Source organism: Chelatococcus reniformis (assembly GCF_014640075.1).
GTDB lineage: Bacteria > Pseudomonadota > Alphaproteobacteria > Rhizobiales > Beijerinckiaceae > Camelimonas > Camelimonas reniformis.
Window position 1 is genome coordinate 25,229 of the sequence record NZ_BMGG01000004.1, and the last position, 18,310, is coordinate 43,538.

Here is an 18,310-nt window from a genome sequence, read left to right on the forward strand (position 1 = left end):
GCCCATCGACGTAGCGGTGGGTCAATTTGTCGACCGCCATCGTCTTCGGCCTGGCTTCGCCACGGCCCTGACCCTGGTGGGTGATGGCGGGCCCGCGCCGGGGGCGGCTGGCGTGCCGGTATACGAGCGGGCTGTCCCGGAACGCTCGGCCAAGCGCGACGGCGCAGGCGCTCTCAAGTAGCTGAATATCGACGGCTTTCTTCAAGCCTTCGGTCCTGAGGCCGGGTGGTGGCAATCCGACCCCGGTGGCCTGGGCGTTGCGGTCGTTCCACGCCGGAGACGGCAGTCGACGCACGAGGCCCTCGGCGGAGAATTCCATCCTCTGCCGCCCCTTGCCCTCGCCGACACGCGGCCTACTTAAGGTAAACGCGACCGACGGAACATAAGCGGAACAGACGGCCTTGGTTGGATAGATGATGGTCGTGGCGGCAGATTCACTGTCGCGTCATCGGCCAAGGCGATCCTCGTTGCACGGTATCGAGTGATTCGTACGTCTCCGCGCGCAAGGGAGAACCCGATGCCAGCTGCGTCCACTTCGACGGCCGTCTCAGCGACGGGCCGGGGCGGCAACCTACGGGACTGGGCTCGCGCCGCCTACGCGGCCGTGCGGGAAGAAACGGAGCGCCGCGTGGCGCCGCTGTCGGACGAGGACCAGCTCATACAGTCGATGGCCGACGCCAGCCCTGCCAAATGGCACCGGGCCCATACCACCTGGTTCTTCGAGCAGTTCCTGCTGGTGCCGCAAGTCCCCGGCTACGAGCCGTTCGATGAGCGCTTCGCGTTCCTCTTCAACTCCTACTATGTCAGCGCCGGCCCGCGGCACGAGCGGCCCCGACGCGGCCTCATCACCCGCCCGACCGTGGCGGAGGTCGGGCGCTACCGTGCCCATGTGGACGCCGCCATGGCGCGCCTCCTCGCCGAGGCCGACGAGGCGACGCTCGACGCGATCGCGCCGGTCATCGAGATCGGCCTCAACCACGAGCAGCAGCATCAAGAGCTGATGCTCACCGACATCCTGCACGGCTTCGCCCACAACCCGACCGATCCCGTCTATGCCGCGGCGTGGCGCCTGCCGGCGCCCGTTGGCGGCGATGCCGTGAAGGTGCCCGGCGGCATCTATCGCATCGGCCACGAGGGGCAGGGCTTCTCGTTCGACAACGAGGCGCCGAACCACCAGGTGCTGATCCATCCGGTCGCTATCGGGCCGTTGATCACCAACGGCGAGTGGCTCGCATTCATGCAGGCCGGCGGCTACCGCGATCCACTGCTGTGGCTCTCCGACGGCTGGGCGACGGTGCAGCGGGAGGGCTGGGACGCCCCCGGCTACTGGCGCCAGGTCGACGGTCGCTGGTTCCAGATGACGCTCGCCGGCATGCAGCCCATCGATCCGGCGGCGGCGGTCTGTCACGTCAGCTATTACGAGGCGGATGCCTACGCGCGCTTCGCCGGTAAGGATCTGCCGACCGAACAGGAATGGGAGGTGGCCGTGGCAGGCGGGCTGCCCGATGCCTTCGGCATCGTGTGGCAGTGGACCCGCAGCGCCTACGGGGCCTATCCCGGCTACCGGCCGGTGCCCGGCGCGCTGGGCGAGTACAACGGGAAGTTCATGGTCAACCAGCTCGTCCTGCGAGGTTCGTCGGTCGCGACCCCCGACGGCCACGAGCGGCTGACCTACCGCAACTTCTTCTACCCTCACCATCGGTGGCAGTTCACGGGCCTGCGGCTCACCGAGTATGCCCGCGCCGCCTCCGGGCGGGATGGCGCCACCGCCGGGGAGGTCAGCGCGTGACGGTCGTTCCTCGCTTCGAGATCGCGCAGCGCCTGGCGCCGCCGTTCGTCAACAACGCCTTTGCCCTCGATCTGGTGCAGGGCTTGATCCGCAAACCCAAGCAGATTTCTCCCAAATACTTCTATGACGAGGCCGGGTCCGCGCTGTTCGAGCGCATCACGGCGCTCAAGGAATACTATCCCACGCGTACCGAGATCGGCATCCTCGAGGCGCGGGCCGACGGTATCGCCGCCTGCGTTCCCGACGGGGCGGTGCTGGTGGAGTTCGGCAGCGGCTCCAGCACCAAGGTTCGGCTGCTGCTGGACCGCCTGCCGACGCTGCACGCCTACGTTCCGGTCGATATCTCGGACGAATTTCTGCGGAGCAGCGCGGAGGCGCTGCAGGCGGACTATCCGGCGCTGCGCATCGCACCGGTGGCGGCCGACTTCACCCAGCCGTTCACGCTGCCCGCCGCCATTGCCGGCCGCCCGCTGGTTGGCTTCTTCCCGGGCTCGACGATCGGCAATTTCGAGCCCGCCGACGCGGCGGTGTTCCTCGCCCACGCGGGCTCCATCCTGGGCCCGGGCGCGTCGATGATCGTCGGCGTCGACCTGGTGAAGGACGCGGCGATCCTCAATGCCGCCTACGACGATGGGCAGGGCGTCACGGCTGCCTTCAACCTCAATCTCCTGGCCCGCGCCAACCGCGAGCTCGCCGCGGATTTCGAGCTCGCCGCCTTCGCGCACAAGGCCTTCTTCAACCCCGAGGCCAGCCGCGTCGAGATGCACTTGGCGAGCCGCCGCGCCCAGGAGGTGCAGGTGGCCGGCGTGCGGCTGCGCTTCGGCCACGATGAGACCATCCATACGGAAAACAGCTACAAATACACCCCCGACGGCTTCCGCGCCCTGGCCGCGCAGGCCGGCTGGGCGAGCCGGGCGGTCTGGACGGACGCCGAGCAGCTGTTCTCGGTGCACATGTTGACCAGGGGCTGATCTGCGGCCGCCACGTCGTCGCGTTGTCACAATGGTGCGTCCGATCTAGCCTATAGGCGGGCGATCGAGGGCCCCAGGTCACTGCTCGTGGGATGGAGACGCGCAATGTTCGACGCCAAGCAGATTTTGGACGCGATGGTCGGTGCCGGCGCTCTGGGCAGCCAGTCCCAGTCCGCACAGCAGCAGACCCCGGCGGCGCAGGGCGGCCTCGCCGACATGCTGAATCAGGCCCTCGGCGGCCTGACCAACGGCCAGGCGGCCCAGCCCGGTCAGCAGCCCGGACTGGGCGGCCTGCTCGGCCAGATCCTGGCGGGCGGCCAGGGCGGTGCTGCCGGTGCCGGCCCCGGGGCCGGCGGTCCGCCCGGCGGCGGCCTCGGTGACCTGCTCGGGCAGGTGCTGGGCGGCCAGGGCACGCCAGGCGCGCAAGGCGCTCCTGGCGGTGCGGGTGGTGCTGCCGGCGGCGGCGGTCTCGGCGGTCTGCTCGGCCAGATTCTCGGCGGCGGGCAGGGCGGCGCCAGCGGCAGCGGCCTTGGAGGAGCATTGGCCGGTGGCGCCGCGGCGGGCGGTCTCGGCGGCTTGCTCGGCCAACTCCTGGGGGGCGCCCAGGGCGGTGCCGCCGATCCGCAGGCAGCCAACTCCGGCGCAACGATCGGCGACAGCCTGAGCAAGGTCGCCGGTCCGAAGGCCGGCGGCATCCTGCAGAACGCCATCTCCTTTGCGCAGACGCCCCAGGGCGCCGCTATCCTGGCTGGGCTTGCCGGCCTGATGGTCACCAAGGCAACCAGCACCGTCAGCAGCAATGCCGCCCAGCTTGGCGGCGCGGCGCTGATCGGCGGCCTGACCTACAAAGCCATGAAGAACTGGCAGGGCGGGGCGCAGCCGCAGGCGACGGCTGCCGTGGCACCGGCCATCGCTCCGCCCGGCTCGGGCTTCGAGTCGAAGGATCTGAGTCACGAGGACGCCACGGTCCTCATCAACGCCATGATCGCGGCGGCGGCTGCCGACGGCTCGGTGGATCCGGGCGAGCGCGCCAAGATTGCCGGCACGTTGCAAGGGGCGGGCTTCAACCCGGAAGCGGCGACTTACCTGGACCAGGCCTTCTCCAACCCGCCGTCGGTGCAGGACCTTGCAGACGCGGCCTCCTCGCCCGAGCAGGCGGCCCAGATCTACGAGGCGGCGCGCATTACCATCGACCCGGATTCGCCCGCCAACGCGGCCTTCCTGGGCAACCTCAAACAGGCGCTCGGGCTGGACGATACCCTGGTCGCCCACCTCGACGCCGCCGCCCAGAGCGCCCGCGCCTGAATTGGTTCGGCCGGCGGCCGTTACGCCAGATCTCCTTGAGGGGCGGTGCCTCGGCCGAGGCATCGCCCGTCGTCTGTCGGGCCCGGGCGGCCCGCGAGCGTGATATGCTTGGGCGCTGCGGAGGCGGCCGATACGTCGGCGCGGCCGCACCCGCATTGACAGGCGCGGCGGAGCTACCTACGTCCGCCGGCCGTACCTCATGAAGGAGAGCCACGCCGATATGATGGATCGCCGCTTGTTTCTGGCCGCCTCGGCCGCGACCGCAGCCATGGCCAGCACGGGGTTTGCGCCCGAGGCGCTGGCGGCGTCCGATCTCAAGCTCGGCCCTGCCGTCGATTTCTCCTTCGAGGCGCTCAAGACGCGCGTCCGTGCCATGGCGGCCCAGCCCTACCGGCCCGCGCCGTCGCCGGATCCGGCGGTGCTCAACCAGATCGATTACGACGCCCACGGCAAGATCAAGTTCAACCCGGACTACGCGTTGTTCGCCGACGGGCCGGGGCAGTTCCCTGTCACGTTCTTCCACCTCGGCCAGTGGTTCCAGAAGCCCGTGCGCATGCGCGTGGTGGCCGACGGCAAGGCCCGCGAGATCGTTTACGAGCCGCGCTACTTCGATATGCCGGCGGACTCGCCCGCCAAACGCCTCAAGGAGAATGCGGGCTTTGCCGGTTTCCGCTTCCAGGAGAGCCGGCTCGGCGACCAGGCGGTCAAGCCGTGGCGGACGAACGACTGGGTCGCGTTCCTTGGCGCGTCCTATTTCCGCGCGATCGGCGAGCTCTACCAGTACGGCCTGTCGGCCCGGGGCATCGCCATCAACGTCACGGTGGCGGAGGCGCCGGAGGAGTTTCCGGATTTCACCGAGATCTACTTCGAGACCCCCAAGGACAACGGCCCCTCGGTCACCGTCTACGCGCTGCTTGAAGGCCCCTCCGTCGTCGGCGCCTACAAGTTCATCATGACCCGCGACACGGCGGTCGTGATGGACATCGAGGCCGCCCTCACCGTGCGCAAGCCGGTATTCCGTTTCGGTCTGGCGCCGCTCACCTCGATGTTCTGGTTCTCCGAGACGGTGAAGCAGACGGCCGTCGACTGGCGACCGGAGGTGCACGATTCCGACGGGCTGGCAATGTGGACCGGCAGCGGCGAGCGCATCTGGCGGCCGCTCAACAACCCGCCGCGCATCAGCGCTTCCGCGTTCCAGGACGTGGATCCTCGCGGCTTCGGCCTGATGCAGCGGGACCGCAACGGCGATCACTTCCAGGATGGCGTCTTCTACGAGAAGCGGCCCAGCGCCTGGGTGGAGCCGGTGGGCAAATGGGGCAAGGGCTCGGTTCAACTGATCGAGATCCCGACCGACGACGAGATCCACGACAACACCGTCGCCATGTGGGTGCCGGCGGAGCCCGCGATCGCGGGCCAGTCCCACGCGCTGCGCTACCGGATCCATTGGGTCGACGGCGAGCCCTTTCCCAGCACGCTTGCCCGCTGCGTCGCCACGCGCCTCGGCAACGGCGGCGTGCCGGGCCAGCCACGCCCCAAGGGCGTACGCAAGTTCATGATCGAGTTTCTGGGCGGACCGCTCAAGGACCTGCCGTTCGGCGCCAAGCCCGAGGTGGTGCTGTCCGCCTCGCGCGGCACCTTCTCCTACGTCTTCACCGAGGCGGTTCCGAACAACGTGCCCGGTCACTGGCGGGCGCAGTTCGACCTCGCGGTCAGCGGCACCGAACCGGTCGACATCCGCTGCTACCTGAAGCTGGGCGATCAGGTGCTGTCCGAGACCTGGCTCTACCAATACCTGCCGTTCTGACCCGCCGACGGGCGTTCTGCGCGCCCGTGGGGCCGGCGGGCGAAGGACGTGCGGCCCGGCCCGCCGGATCGGAAGCGACGATCTGATCGGACGGCGGTGCTCTGGACAATTGCAACAGTAGAACATTACATACTGGGCGATGGCTCAGACCGCGCACGCTCACGCCCATGTCGCCCGCCGTGCCCAACGGGCGCGTCCGTCGTTGCTGCGCGTGGCCGTGGCCGACCGGGCCGTTGCGGCCGCGCTCCTGCTCCTGGCGCTGTGGGCGGCTATCGGCGCCGTCATCGGAGCCTCTGCATGAGCGCGGATCAGGCAGCGTCGGCGGTCGTCGTTCTGCCGGTTCAGGCCGCGCCGGCGGACGGGCCAGTGGCCGTTCGCTTCGACAATGTGACCCTCGGCTATGACCGGCATCCGGCGGTGCATCACCTCGACGGCGCCCTTGCCGGCGGCAGCCTCACGGCCGTCGTCGGCCCCAACGGCGCCGGCAAGTCGACGCTCCTTAAATCGATCGCCGGGCTGATCAAGCCGCTGGGCGGCCGCATCCGTCTCGGCCAGCCGCGCGAGCGGGTCGCCTATCTTCCGCAATTGTCCGACCTCGATCGCAGCTTCCCCATCGGGGTCTACGACCTGGTCGCCATGGGGCTTTGGCATCGCGTGGGCGTGTTCGGCCGCATCGGCCGCCGCGAGGCCGGACGGATCGAGGACGCCATCGCCGCGGTCGGCCTCACCGGTTTCGAGCGACGGCCGATCGGCAAGCTCTCGGGCGGCCAGCTGCAGCGCGCCCTGTTTGCGCGCCTCCTGGTGCAGGACGCGGCGCTGATCGTGCTCGACGAGCCGTTCAACGCGCTCGATGCCAAGACCACGGCGGACCTGCTCGACCTCGTGCACCGCTGGCACCGCGAGGAGCGGACCGTCATCGCTGCCCTGCACGACCTCGCGACGGTGGAGCAGACCTTTCCGGAGACGCTGCTGATTGCGCGCGAGCCCGTCGCCTGGGGGCGCACAGCGTCGGTGCTGACACCCGAGAACCTGCTCTCGGCACGACGGATGATCGAGGCCAGCGATCCGCACGCCCGGGCGTGCGACCGTGCCGCCTGACCGAGGCTCGCGTGACCGTTCTCTATAGCTGGCTCATCGCTCCTTTCGCCGACTTCGACTTCATGCGGCGCGGCCTGGTCGGCGCAGTGGCCCTGGCGCTCTCGGGAGCGCCGGTGGGCGTCTTCCTCATGCTGCGGCGCATGAGCCTGACCGGCGATGCCATGGCCCATGCGGTGCTGCCGGGCGCCGCCATCGGTTTCATGCTCTACGGGCTGTCCCTGCCGGCCATGACCATCGGGGGCCTCGTGGCCGGCTGCGCCGTCGCCCTGCTCGCCGGGGCCGTGGCCCGCGCCACGAGCTTGCGGGAGGACGCCTCGCTCGCCTCCTTCTACCTGCTGTCGTTGGCGCTCGGCGTGACCATCGTGTCGATCAGGGGTTCCAATATCGACCTGCTGCACGTGCTGTTCGGTTCGGTGCTCGCCCTCGACGACGCCACGCTGCTGCTGCTCGGCGGCGTGGCCACGGTCACCCTGATGACGCTCTCGGTCCTCTACCGGCCGCTGGTGATGGAATGCGTCGATCCAGGCTTCCTGCGCTCGGTGAGCCGGCTCGGGGCGCCGACGCACCTGGCGTTCTTGAGCCTGCTGGTGCTCAACCTGGTGGCCGGCTTCCACGCGCTCGGCACGCTGCTCGCCATCGGGATGATGATACTGCCCGCCGCCACCGCCCGCTTCTGGATCGAGGACGTCACCGGCATGATCGTGCTCTCGGTGGTGGTGGCGCTCATCGCCGGCTGGGCCGGGCTGGTGCTGTCGTTCCATTTCGGGCTGCCGGCCGGTCCCTCGATCATCCTCGCCGCCGGCGCGCTCCATGTCGTCTCGCTGGTGGTCGGTCCGGCGGGCGGCTTGCTGCACGGCCTGCTGCCCCGCCCGCACCTGGAGGCGTGAGCGGCAGCCGGCCGCGCACCCCACATGCGAGGTGAGCGCATAACCCTTTTCCCTCGGCGGCGTGCACCGATATATCAGCGCCAGTTCCATCGGTGCCGTTTGCCGCATCCGCATCATGCATTGGCGGTTTCGCCCCGGGCGAGGCCGTGGAGGCTGCCATGACCGACAAGATTCCCGTTACCGTGCTCACCGGCTATCTCGGCGCCGGCAAGACGACGCTGCTCAACCGCATCCTCAGCGAACCGCACGGCAAGAAATACGCCGTCATCGTCAACGAGTTCGGCGAGGTGGGCATCGACAACGACCTCATCGTCGGGGCCGACGAGGAAGTGTTCGAGATGAACAACGGCTGCGTCTGCTGCACCGTGCGTGGTGATCTGATCCGCATCATCGACGGGCTGATGAAGCGCAAGGGCAAGTTCGACGCGATCATCGTCGAGACCACCGGCCTCGCCGATCCCGCGCCGGTGGCGCAGACCTTCTTCGTCGACCAGGATGTGTCGGATCGGACGCGGCTCGATGCGGTGGTCACCGTTGCCGACGCCAAATGGCTGGCCGAGCGGCTGAAGGATGCCCCGGAGGCCAAGAACCAGATCGCCTTCGCCGACGTCATCGTGCTCAACAAGACGGATCTGGTGAGCGCCGACGAATTGGCCGACGTCGAGAGCCGCATCCGGGCCATCAACCCCTATGCGCGCCTGCACCGGACGGAGCGGGCCAAGATCGACATCGACGAGGTGCTCGGCCGCAATGCCTTCGACCTCGACCGCATCATGGCGTTGGAGCCCGACTTCCTGGAGGAGGGGCATCACCATCACCACGACGAAGACGTGCAGTCGGTGGCTGTGACGCTGGACGGCGACGTCGATCCGGACCGCTTTCTGCCCTGGATCAACGACCTCGCCCAGCGCGAGGGGCCGAACATCCTGCGCTCGAAGGGTATCGTGGCCTTCAAGGGCGAGCCCAAGCGCTTCGTCTTCCAGGGCGTGCACATGATGCTGGAAGGCGACCTGCAGCGCGACTGGCGGCCCGACGAGAAGCGCACCTCCAAGATCGTGGTGATCGGCCGGGATCTCGACCGGCCTTCCATCGAGAAGGCCTTCCACGCCTGCGCGGCGTGAGCCGGTCCGCGCCCTGGCGGCGCTGGCGGCCCCGTGACATAGAGGTGATCGTTCGACCATGAAGCCGGCAGCAGCAGCCCCCATGTCCCAGGCAAGCGCCATCACCTCGCTCCTCGACCACGTGACGGCGCTCGACGCCGGTGCCCACGTCACCGGTGCCGCGTTCGTGGGTGACGTGGCCGCGCTGGCGCTCGGCGACGGCGGCGTGCTGCTCGCGTCCGCCGGCGAGACGCGGCGCGTGGAGGCGCATCCGGGCGGCGCCGTCCTGGCGGCCGTCGCTCAGGGCGGCCGGCTGATCACCGGGGGCGACGACGGCCGCGTGGTGGCCATCGATGCCGCTGGCGCGGTCGAACCGATCGGCGACGAGAAGGGTCGCTGGATCGACGCGGTCGCCGTGCGGCCCGGCGCCGTGGCCTGGAGCTGCGGCAAGCATGTCGCGGCCCGTGACGACAAGGGCAGCGTCCGGCGCATCGAGGCACCGTCGAGCGTGCGCGGGCTCGCTTTTGCGCCGAAGGGCTACCGGCTGGCGCTCGCCCATTACAACGGTGCCAGCCTGTGGTTTCCCAACACCGACGCAGCGCCGGAGGCGCTGAGCTGGAAGGGCTCTCACCTCGACGTCACCTTCTCGCCCGACGGGCGTTTCCTCATCACTTCCATGCAGGAGAACACGCTGCATGGCTGGCGTCTCGCCGACCGCAAGGACATGCGCATGTCCGGCTATCCGGCCAAGCCGCGCTCCCTCTCGTGGTCGCACGACGGGTTTCATCTCGCAACGTCGGGCGCCGACGCCGCCATCATCTGGCCGTTCGAGGCCAAGGACGGGCCGATGGGCAAGCCTCCACGCGAATGCGGCGTGCGTCCCGCCAAGGTTTCGCAGGTCGCCTTCCATCCGCGCGCGCTCATCCTGGCGCTGGGCTACGAGGACGGCGCCGTCATGCTGGTGCGGCTGACCGATGCGGCCGAACTGATGGCGCGCAAGCCCGACGACGCCGGCCCGATATCGGCCTTCGCCTGGGACGCACGCGGCACGCGCCTGGTGTTCGGCACCGCCGAGGGGGCGGCCGGACTGCTGACCCTGCCCTGATCGGGACGCCATGGCATTCGGCCTGCTCAAACGCCGCCCGCGGCCCGACGCGGAGATCGTCGCCCGCATCAAGGACTGGACGCGCACGGCGCTCGGGGCGGACGAGGCCGTCCACTTCGCCGTCAACGAGATCGTCTGTCACGATCCGGGCTGCCCCGGTACCGAGACGGTGATCCTGGTGATGCAGCCGGGCCGTCGGACCTGGGCGCTAAAGGTTGCCAAGGCGATGGACGAAACCACCGAACACGACGTCGCGGCGGCCATGGCCGAGGCGCGGCCGGCGTGATCGATCGAGGAGGCGCGCGGGCATGACGGATCTCACAGCCTGGCAGCCGCCGCCCTTCCCGTCCCGGCGCGTGCTGGAGGGGCGCTATTGCCGCCTCGAGCCGCTCGACGTGGCGCGCCATGCGGACGAGCTGTGGGCGGCGCTCGTGGATGCGCCCGAGGTGTGGGCCTATCTGCCCCTGACGGCTCCGGACGGGATCGACGGCTACCGCAGCCTGCTGGCTTCCATGGTGGAGCGCACCGACATCGTCCCGCTGGCGGTGATCGACGCTTTCGACGGCCGCGCCAAGGGACACTTGTGGCTGATGGAGGTTCGGCCGTCCCACGGGGTGGCCGAGGTCGGCTTCATCACCTATTCGCCGCGCCTGCAGCGGACGCGGACCGCAACGGAGGCGATCTACCTGTGTGGTGCCTTCCTGTTCGGGCTCGGCTATCGCCGCTTCGAATGGAAATGCAACGACCTCAACGCGCCGTCCAAGCGCGCTGCGGCGCGTTTCGGCTTCGTCTACGAGGGCTTGTTTCGCCAGCACATGGTGGTGAAGGGCGCCAACCGCGACACGGCCTGGTTTTCGATCGTGGACGGCGAATGGCCGGCGGTCGATGCAGCGTTCAGGGCGTGGCTCGCGCCCGACAACTTCGACGCCGAGGGCCGGCAACGCCGCGGCCTCGCCGAGGTGCGGGCGGAACTCACGACGACCACTGCCGGCTGACCCGCCGCGCGGCGCTCCGGCATCATGGCCGGGCTCGATGTTCAGCCCGGCCATGACCAGGCGGCTTTGCCCTTCTCCTTACCGCACCAGTACGTTGCGGAACTGCCAGGGATCGCTGGTGTCGATATCGTCGGGGAACAGCCCCGGCCGGCCGTCGAGCGGCGTCCAATCGGTGTAGGTGCCGATCACCGGGCCGAGGTAGGGCAGCTGGATCTCCAGGCAGCGGCGGAAATCCATCTCGTCGGCCTCGACGATGCCGGCGTTCGGATTCTCGAGCGCCCAGACCATGCCGGCGAGCACGGCCGAGGTGACCTGGAGGCCGGTGGCGTTCTGGTAGGGCGCCAGCTTGCGCGTCTCGTCGATGGAGAGCTGCGAGCCGTACCAGTAGGCGTTGCCGCCATGCCCGTAGAGCAGCACGCCCAGTTCGTCGATACCGTCGACGATCTCGTTCTCGTCGAGGATGTGCTGCTCCTCCTGCGCGCGCCCGGCCTGACCGAACATCTCGTGCAGCGACAGCACTGCCTCGTTGCACGGGTGATAGGCGTAGTGGCAGGTCGGCCGGTAGACCACCTTGTCGCCTTCGCGCACCGTGAAGTAGTCGGCGATGGAGATCGCTTCGTTGTGGGTGACGAGGAAGCCGTACTGGGCCTTGGCCGTGGGCGTCCAACTGCGCACGCGGGTGTCGGCGCCGGGCTGGAGCAGATAGATCGCGGCGCCGCAGCCGTGCTCGTGGGTGCGCCCTGTCTCCGGCATCCATTGCTCATGCGTGCCCCAGCCGAGCTCGGCCGGCTGCAGGCCTTCCGAGACGAAGCCCTCGACCGACCAGGTGTTGACGAACACCTGCATCGGCTTTTCCGATCTGGCGCGCTGGGTGTCCCGCTCGGCGATGTGGATGCCCTTCACGCCGGTGCGGCGCATCAGGTCGGCCCACTCCTCGCGGCTCTTGGGCTCCTCGTGCGCGATGTTGAGGTCGGTCGCGAGATTGAGCAGAGCGCGCTTGGCGAACCACGAAACCATGCCCGGGTTGGCCCCGCAGCAGTTCACCGCCGTCGTGCCGCCCGGGCTGGCGCGGCGGGCGGCGAGCAGCTTCTCGCGCAGCGCATAGTTGGAGCGGTCCGCGGTCGACAGGTTCTTGTCGAAATAGAAGCCGAGCCACGGCTCGTTGACCGTGTCGACGTACAGGGCGCCGATCTCGCGGCAGAGTTCCATGATCGAGATTGAGCCGGTATCGACCGACAGGTTGACGCAAAAGCCCTGGCCGCCGCCCGCGGTCAGCAGTGGCGTGAGGATCTCGCGATAGTTCGCCGGGGTCAGTGCCGCTTGGACGAAGCGGATGCCGCGCTCGTCCAGCAGGCCGCGATCCTTGTCGGAGGGGTCGATGACGACGAGGCGCGCGGCATCGAACTCAAAGTGCCGCTCGATGAGGGGGAGGGTCCCCCGCCCGATCGAGCCGAAGCCGATCATCACGATGGGGCCGGAGATGCGGCCGTGGATGGGCCAAGGTTCGGACGACGCGGTCATCGGTGTGTTCTCCTTCCGAAACGGCGGCTGACAAGGGTGAAGGCGTTAGACGACGGGCGGACGACAGAAGAGCTCCAAGCTTTTGAAGCTGGAGCGCTTCTCTTGCCATTGGGAGAAGCGCTCCTACCAAAGGCGGCTGGCGCCATCCCGTCAAATGCAGTGCCCCAATTGCGGTGGAGCCTGCGGCTCGCGCGACCGGGATGCTTTAGGTCCGAACGCGTTCGAGCAGGGCGGGGCCCGGGGGGCCTCGCCCTGTTCAGAGGATATTCTTCCGGTGTCAGGTGGGGGAGCGCTGCGGTTCACGCAGCGCGAGCCAACTCCGGTTCCGCCTCGCGGGCCGCAGCCACCAGTTGCGCGAGTTCGGGCATGGGCGCCCGGGCTCCGGTCGCGCTGATCAGGCCGCGGGCGCCGTCGAGCGCGCCGGCCACAAGCTCGCAGGCGAGCAGCCGCTCGGGTGCATAGGGGCCGGGCATCCACAGCGCCGCGGTGGGCGCCGCCGAAAAGCCGAAGCGCTCATAATAGGGTGCGTCGCCCACCAGCAGGACGGCCGCATGGCCACTCGCGACGGCTCGCCGCAGCGCTTCACGCATCAGGCCCGAACCGATGCCGTCGCCCTGCCGGCCCGGTTCGACGGCGAGCGGTCCGAGCAGCAGGGCGGGGCGTGCCGGACCGGCGGCCACATGCCACAGCCGCACGGTACCCACCAGACGCGAGCCGGCGGGCCCGCTCTCGCGGGCGACCAGGGACAGGCCCGCGGCGGGGAGACGGTCCTCGCGCAGGCGCTCGCTCGCTTTCCCGAAGCGGTCCGCACCCATGGCGCGGTCGAGCAGCGCTTCGCGCGCGGCGGCCTCGAAGAGGGTCTCATCGGCGATCGACATCATGGCCGCTCGTCCTCGTGCTGGAGGTGGCAGCCCTCGCACCCGCGCGGTGACCCGCGCAGGCCGTCCGGACAAGGAAAGGAATGGGTGGAAACGAGCCAGGCGGCCGGCTCGCCGGAGCGCTCCGCGATGGGGCGCATCACCCCATCGCGAAACGCTCCAGGTTCAAAGACCGGGAAGCACTTTTCCGCAGTTGGACCGACTCTTGCGGCTGCGAGATGCTCCCGTGTCCGATCAGATGATGTAGGACTTCAACGGCGGAAAGCCGTTGAACGCCACGGCCGAATAGGTGGTCGTGTAGGCGCCGGTTCCCTCGATCAGCACCTTGTCGCCAATCTCGATGCTCACCGGCAGCCAATACGGGTCCTTCTCGTAGAGCACGTCGGCCGAATCGCAGGTCGGACCGGCGAGCACGCACGGCGCCTTCGCGTCACTGTCGCGCGGCGTGCGGATCGGATAGCGGATCGCCTCGTCCATCGTCTCGGCGAGACCGCCGAACTTGCCGATGTCGAGGTAGACCCAGCGCACGCGGTCCTCGTCGCTCTTCTTGGAGACGAGCACCACCTCCGCCTGGATCAGGCCGGCGTTGCCGACCATGCCGCGGCCCGGCTCGATGATCGTCTCCGGAATACGATTGCCGAAGTGTCGTCGCAGCGCCTGGAAGATCGAGTTGCCATAGGCGCCCACGGCCGGCACCTGCTTCAGGTACTTCGCCGGAAAGCCGCCGCCGAGGTTGACCATGGACAGGAAGATGCCGCGCTCCGCGCAGGCGCGGAACACCGATGAGGCCATCGCCAGCGCCCCGTCCCACGCCTCCGTGTTGCGTTGCTGGGAGCCGACGTGGAATGACACGCCGTAGGCTTCGAGGCCGAGCCGGTGGGCGTGCTCGAGCACGTCCGGCGCCATCTGCGGATCGCAGCCGAACTTGCGCGAGAGCGGCCATTCGGCCCCGGCGCCGTCGCAGAGCACGCGGCAGAACACCTTGGCATCGCGCGCGCCGACCTGGGCCACGGCGCGGCCGATCTTGTCCACCTCCGCCTGGCAATCGACGGCAAACAGGCGCACCCCGAGCTCGAGCGCGCGCACAATGTCGCGCTCCTTCTTGATGGTATTGCCGAAGGAGATGCGCTCGGGCGCAGCGCCCGCATCGAGTGCCAGCTGGATCTCCACGACGGAGGCGGTGTCGAAGCAGGAGCCAAGGCCGGCGAGCAGGCGCAGCACCTCAGGCGCCGGATTGGCCTTCACCGCGTAGAAGATGCGCGTATCCGGCAGGGCCTTGGCGAAGGTCGTATAGTTCTCGCGCACGACCTCAAGGTCGACGACCAGGCACGGCCCGTCTTCGCGGCGATTGCGCAGAAACTCACGGATGCGCGACGTCATGGCGCCCTCCCCAAAAGCTCGATGAACGGCGGGGAGTACCCACTCCCGGTGGCCGTTCGGCATGATGCGGGTAAGAGCTCGCCACCGGAGCGCTGTGGAGACGCTGCGGCGCGACTTCTCTAGAACCGACCGTGCTGCCTTGGTTTGGAAAGGGAGAGTCCCGTTCCGCACGCCCGGCAATGATGGACAAGCCTCTTCGGTGTCGACCTTTGGAGGGTCGACGAGACCAAAAAAGCCCGTTCCGTCGTTGCTTTAAGCTGCGTCCCCCGTGGAGAGCGGGGTTCGCCGGTTTCGCCTCCGGCTGCCGGTTGTATGTTGAGGTCCGATCTTTTGATCGGGGCCGACCTTCGCGGGGTGTCCCACCCCACGCCATCGGCCCTTCAACCTCGGGCGGCTGTCCGGCCTCTTGTCCGGATGCCCACCAACCGGCACGCGGCCACAGGCACGTGCGAAATTGGGCAGGGCGTTTAATAGTGTGGGTGCCACCCCATCACAAGTGTTTTTCGGGCAAAAGAGCGGTTCGGGTCAAAAAAATTCCACCATCGGCGGGCTACCGTCGCCGTGAGCGTTGGCATGCCGCAGCCCTGCGTCCCGTCAGCATCCGCACGGTCCGCTCCGACTCTGGACCGAACCCCTGCAGTCCCTTAATTCCCCCTCCAAAAGTCGGGCCGCGGCGCGATATCGGGTGGCGGCTAACATTCACGTGTGAGGCGATGAGCGTTCTTTCCCGACGGCATTTCATCGAGGGCCTAGCCGCCCTCGTCTCTCTCGCGGCAAGTGCGGCGGCGGCCCAGGCGCAGGGTACGCACGCCCCGGCACGTCCCGACGCCCAGCCGCCCGCCGGCCCCGCCATCAAGCCGTTCGGCTATGACGATGTGATTCGCCGAGCGCGCGAGCTGTCGATGGTTCCCTACGAGGACCGCCCCAATCCGCTGCCGGAGGCGCTGGCCAAGCTCGACTTCGATGCCTGGCGCGACATCCGCTTCCGCACCGACAAGGCGCTGCTGGCCTCCAGCAACACGCCGTTCCGCATGCAGATGTTCCACCCGGGCTTCCTGTTTCAGCGCCCGGTGATCGTCAACGTCGTCCGCGACGGCATCGCTACACCGGTGCCGTACTCGGCGCAGCTGTTCGACTACGGCCGCAACAAGTTCGACAAGCCGCTGCCGGTGAACGTAGGCTTTGCCGGCTTGCGGTTGCACTATCCGCTCAACAATCCGACGGTCAACGATGAGCTGATCTCATTCCTCGGCGCCAGCTATTTCCGCTTCCTGGGCCGGGGGCAGGTGTACGGGTTGTCGGCTCGCGGCCTCGCCATCGGCATCGGCGGCCAGGAGGAGTTTCCGGCCTTTCGCGAGTTCTGGGTCGACGTCCAGCCCGGCGGCGAGAGTCGCGCCGTCGTCTATGCGCTGCTCGACGGCCCGTCGGTGACCGGCGCCTATCAGTTCAACATCTACCCGGCGAACGAGACGGTCGTCGACGCGGTGGCGACCGTGTTCCCGCGCAAGCCCATCGCCAAGCTCGGAATCGCGCCGCTCACGTCGATGTTCTTCATCGGCGAGAACGATCGCCGGTTCATCGACGACTACCGGCCGGAGGTGCACGATTCCGACGGCCTGCTGATCCATTCCGGCACCGGCGAATGGATCTGGCGGCCGCTCCGCAACCCGAAGGAGCTCGCCGTCTCCTCCTTCATGGAGAGCAACGTGCGGGGCTTCGGGCTGATCCAGCGCGACCGCATCTTCGAGCATTACGAGGATCTCGACATCGCCTACGAGCTCAGGCCCGGCTACTGGGTGGAGCCGCGCGGGCAGTGGGGCGAAGGCCACGTGGAACTGGTCGAGCTGCCGACCACGGACGAGACCAACGACAACATCGTCGTGGCCTGGGTGCCGAAGTCACAGGCCGAGCCCGGCCAGACGCTGGTCTACCGCTACGCGATCAGGGCCGTGACCGACACGCAGGCGCTACATCCCGGCGGCATCGCCATCAACAGCTACCAGTCGGCGCCGAAGGCGCTGGGCTCGGCCGAGGTCGTCAAGCCCAACACCCGCCGCCTCATGGTGGATTTCAACGGTGGTGAGCTGCCCTACTGGCTGAAGGATCCGAGCAAGGTGCAGGTCGATGCCTCGATCTCGTCGGGCCGCATCATCCGCACCTTCATCGTGCCCAACCCGAAGACCGAAGGCTTCCGCGCCGGCATCGACATCGAGGCGCCGCCGGGCCAGACGGTGGACGTGCGCGTCTTTCTGCGCGCCGGTACCAAGGCGCTGACCGAGACCTGGATCTTCCCCTGGCGGGCGGACGGCGCCGCGTAGCGCGTCTAGAGCGTTTTCGAGCGAAGTGGACGCCGGTTCGCGGGAAGAAAACGCGACAAATCAAACAGATAGATCATTTTGGCGATTCGAGAAAACGCGGAAATGCTCTAGAACCGACACCACGGCCGGGCTTGACCCGGTCATCCATCGAGCAAACGACTTCAGCCCGATTGGGCTGGCTTGTTGGTGTGTTTCAAGGTGGATGGGTGACCGGCCAAGCCCGGTCAAGGCGTTGGAGAACCGGGCCTCGTCGATGCCCGCCTAAAAGAACCCGGGCTTGGGCTTGCCGGCCGCTTCGCCCAGGTCGAAGCGGGCGACCTCGCCGAGCAGCCTGACGAAGGCCGCGGCCGCGTGGCCCGCCGCGGCCTCGCCCTTCTCGGCCGTGCCGGCGGCGGCATTGCCAGCGGCGCCCGAGGCGTGCAGGTCCTGCGCCAGCCAGGCGAAGCCCGCCGGCCGGTCGGCGCGCAGCATGCCGTACTCCTGCTCCATCGTCCGCGTCCGCGGCGCGAAGTCGCTCGCCTGATCCAGGCGCACGAGATCGGGCCGGAAGGCGAGCATCAGCGAGGTCTCGATCTCGCCGCCGTGGATGCCGTGGCGGATCTCGTCGGCATCGAACAGGCCGTCCGGATAGCCGAGCCGAGCCCAAGAGGTCAGCACCACGAGCAGGCCGGCCTCGAGCCGCAGGGCCCGCGACACCACGTCCATGATCGGGCTGTTGCCGCCGTGGGAGCTCACGATGACCAGCTTGCGGCAGCCCGCGCGCGTGATGCCGTAGCCGATCTCGCGCCAGGCGCGGATCGCCGTTTCCGGCGACAGCGTCAGCGTGCCGGCGAAGGAGACATGCTCCGTCGACAGGCCGATCGCCTGCGTCGGCAGCAGCACGACGGGCGGCGCCTCGTCGCCGGAGGCGTCCTCCAGCAGGGCCCGCACGCGCGCCAAGTGGCCCTCCATGATGAAGGTGTCGGTGCCGGTCGGCAGATGCGGCCCGTGCTGTTCGATCGCCGCCACGGGCAGCACGGCGACGGTGCGCGCCATCTCGCGGCCGGCGAAGTCCTCGCTGGTCAGTTCGCTCCACAGCCGGCTGCGGCGGAGCTGCGGGGGGGCGAGGGGCGATGCGGTCTGGAAGCTCTGGGCCACGGTGCGCGATTCCGAAGGATGC

General features: G+C 68.7%; 15 protein-coding genes. 11 read left to right on the top strand and 4 right to left on the bottom strand.

Going from position 1 to position 18,310, the window contains the following annotated elements:
• Nucleotides 1-517: 517 nt before the first annotated feature.
• The 10 genes from egtB (at nt 518) to IEW34_RS11280 (ending at nt 11,054) form a co-directional block, all read left to right on the top strand.
• Complete coding sequence (egtB, locus tag IEW34_RS11235) at nt 518-1,789, top strand: ergothioneine biosynthesis protein EgtB (protein ID WP_188609289.1); 1,272 nt, start codon at nt 518-520, stop codon at nt 1,787-1,789.
• Complete coding sequence (egtD, locus tag IEW34_RS11240; RefSeq protein ID WP_188609290.1) at nt 1,786-2,760, top strand: L-histidine N(alpha)-methyltransferase; 975 nt, start codon at nt 1,786-1,788, stop codon at nt 2,758-2,760. Before egtB ends, egtD begins: the two co-directional genes overlap by 4 nt.
• Before the next feature lie 105 nt (nt 2,761-2,865).
• Complete coding sequence (locus IEW34_RS11245) at nt 2,866-4,065, top strand: tellurite resistance TerB family protein (RefSeq protein ID WP_188609291.1); 1,200 nt, start codon at nt 2,866-2,868, stop codon at nt 4,063-4,065.
• 220 nt (nt 4,066-4,285) lie between these two features.
• On the top strand, nt 4,286-5,869 hold the full coding sequence (locus tag IEW34_RS11250) for an OpgD/OpgG family glucan biosynthesis protein (protein ID WP_188609292.1): 1,584 nt from the start codon (nt 4,286-4,288) through the stop codon (nt 5,867-5,869).
• Between the two features lie 297 nt (nt 5,870-6,166).
• On the top strand, nt 6,167-6,967 hold the full coding sequence (aztA, locus tag IEW34_RS11255) for a zinc ABC transporter ATP-binding protein AztA (RefSeq protein WP_188609293.1): 801 nt from the start codon (nt 6,167-6,169) through the stop codon (nt 6,965-6,967).
• Between the two features lie 62 nt (nt 6,968-7,029).
• Nucleotides 7,030-7,854, top strand: a complete 825-nt coding sequence (locus tag IEW34_RS11260) for a metal ABC transporter permease (protein ID WP_188609756.1) — start codon at nt 7,030-7,032, stop codon at nt 7,852-7,854.
• 158 nt (nt 7,855-8,012) lie between these two features.
• Nucleotides 8,013-8,975, top strand: a complete 963-nt coding sequence (locus IEW34_RS11265) for a CobW family GTP-binding protein (protein WP_188609294.1) — start codon at nt 8,013-8,015, stop codon at nt 8,973-8,975.
• Between the two features lie 82 nt (nt 8,976-9,057).
• Nucleotides 9,058-10,059: a WD40 repeat domain-containing protein gene (locus tag IEW34_RS11270; RefSeq protein ID WP_188609295.1), complete on the top strand. Its 1,002-nt coding sequence runs from the start codon at nt 9,058-9,060 to the stop codon at nt 10,057-10,059.
• Between the two features lie 10 nt (nt 10,060-10,069).
• Nucleotides 10,070-10,345 carry a hypothetical protein gene (locus IEW34_RS11275; RefSeq protein ID WP_188609296.1) on the top strand — a complete coding sequence of 92 codons (276 nt, stop codon included), beginning with the start codon at nt 10,070-10,072 and terminating at the stop codon, nt 10,343-10,345.
• Nucleotides 10,346-10,367: 22 nt separating this feature from the next.
• Entirely contained in the window at nt 10,368-11,054 is a 687-nt protein-coding gene (locus IEW34_RS11280; protein ID WP_188609297.1) for a GNAT family N-acetyltransferase, read from the top strand.
• Nucleotides 11,055-11,132: 78 nt separating this feature from the next.
• On the opposite strand, the gene IEW34_RS11285 is transcribed toward IEW34_RS11280, so the two are convergent.
• The 3 genes from IEW34_RS11285 to IEW34_RS11295 all read right to left on the bottom strand — a co-directional run bounded on the left by IEW34_RS11285 (nt 11,133) and on the right by IEW34_RS11295 (nt 14,833).
• Nucleotides 11,133-12,575, bottom strand: coding sequence for a homospermidine synthase (locus tag IEW34_RS11285; protein ID WP_188609298.1), 1,443 nt, complete (start codon nt 12,573-12,575; stop codon nt 11,133-11,135).
• 299 nt (nt 12,576-12,874) lie between these two features.
• Nucleotides 12,875-13,456, bottom strand: coding sequence for a GNAT family N-acetyltransferase (locus IEW34_RS11290; protein ID WP_188609299.1), 582 nt, complete (start codon nt 13,454-13,456; stop codon nt 12,875-12,877).
• A gap of 231 nt (nt 13,457-13,687) precedes the next feature.
• On the bottom strand, nt 13,688-14,833 hold the full coding sequence (locus IEW34_RS11295; protein WP_188609300.1) for a type III PLP-dependent enzyme: 1,146 nt from the start codon (nt 14,831-14,833) through the stop codon (nt 13,688-13,690).
• 713 nt (nt 14,834-15,546) lie between these two features.
• Between IEW34_RS11295 and IEW34_RS11300 the strand changes: the two genes are divergently transcribed.
• Entirely contained in the window at nt 15,547-17,151 is a 1,605-nt protein-coding gene (locus tag IEW34_RS11300) for an OpgD/OpgG family glucan biosynthesis protein (RefSeq protein WP_188609301.1), read from the top strand.
• 261 nt (nt 17,152-17,412) lie between these two features.
• Here IEW34_RS11300 and IEW34_RS11305 read toward each other — a convergent pair whose 3' ends face one another.
• Nucleotides 17,413-18,288: a creatininase family protein gene (locus IEW34_RS11305; RefSeq protein ID WP_280516278.1), complete on the bottom strand. Its 876-nt coding sequence runs from the start codon at nt 18,286-18,288 to the stop codon at nt 17,413-17,415.
• Nucleotides 18,289-18,310: the final 22 nt, after the last annotated feature.

Excerpts from the sequence above, each read along its gene's own strand:
- IEW34_RS11280 (WP_188609297.1), top strand. The coding sequence starts at position 10,368 with ATGACGGATCTCACAGCCTGGCAGCCGCCGCCCTTCCCGTCCCGGCGC.
- IEW34_RS11295 (WP_188609300.1), bottom strand. The coding sequence starts at position 14,833 with ATGACGTCGCGCATCCGTGAGTTTCTGCGCAATCGCCGCGAAGACGGG.
- aztA (WP_188609293.1), top strand. The coding sequence starts at position 6,167 with ATGAGCGCGGATCAGGCAGCGTCGGCGGTCGTCGTTCTGCCGGTTCAG.
- IEW34_RS11265 (WP_188609294.1), top strand. The coding sequence starts at position 8,013 with ATGACCGACAAGATTCCCGTTACCGTGCTCACCGGCTATCTCGGCGCC.
- IEW34_RS11300 (WP_188609301.1), top strand. The coding sequence starts at position 15,547 with ATGAGCGTTCTTTCCCGACGGCATTTCATCGAGGGCCTAGCCGCCCTC.
- IEW34_RS11275 (WP_188609296.1), top strand. The coding sequence starts at position 10,070 with ATGGCATTCGGCCTGCTCAAACGCCGCCCGCGGCCCGACGCGGAGATC.
- IEW34_RS11285 (WP_188609298.1), bottom strand. The coding sequence starts at position 12,575 with ATGACCGCGTCGTCCGAACCTTGGCCCATCCACGGCCGCATCTCCGGC.
- IEW34_RS11260 (WP_188609756.1), top strand. The coding sequence starts at position 7,030 with ATGCGGCGCGGCCTGGTCGGCGCAGTGGCCCTGGCGCTCTCGGGAGCG.
- IEW34_RS11290 (WP_188609299.1), bottom strand. The coding sequence starts at position 13,456 with ATGATGTCGATCGCCGATGAGACCCTCTTCGAGGCCGCCGCGCGCGAA.
- IEW34_RS11245 (WP_188609291.1), top strand. The coding sequence starts at position 2,866 with ATGTTCGACGCCAAGCAGATTTTGGACGCGATGGTCGGTGCCGGCGCT.
- egtB (WP_188609289.1), top strand. The coding sequence starts at position 518 with ATGCCAGCTGCGTCCACTTCGACGGCCGTCTCAGCGACGGGCCGGGGC.
- IEW34_RS11250 (WP_188609292.1), top strand. The coding sequence starts at position 4,286 with ATGATGGATCGCCGCTTGTTTCTGGCCGCCTCGGCCGCGACCGCAGCC.
- IEW34_RS11270 (WP_188609295.1), top strand. The coding sequence starts at position 9,058 with ATGTCCCAGGCAAGCGCCATCACCTCGCTCCTCGACCACGTGACGGCG.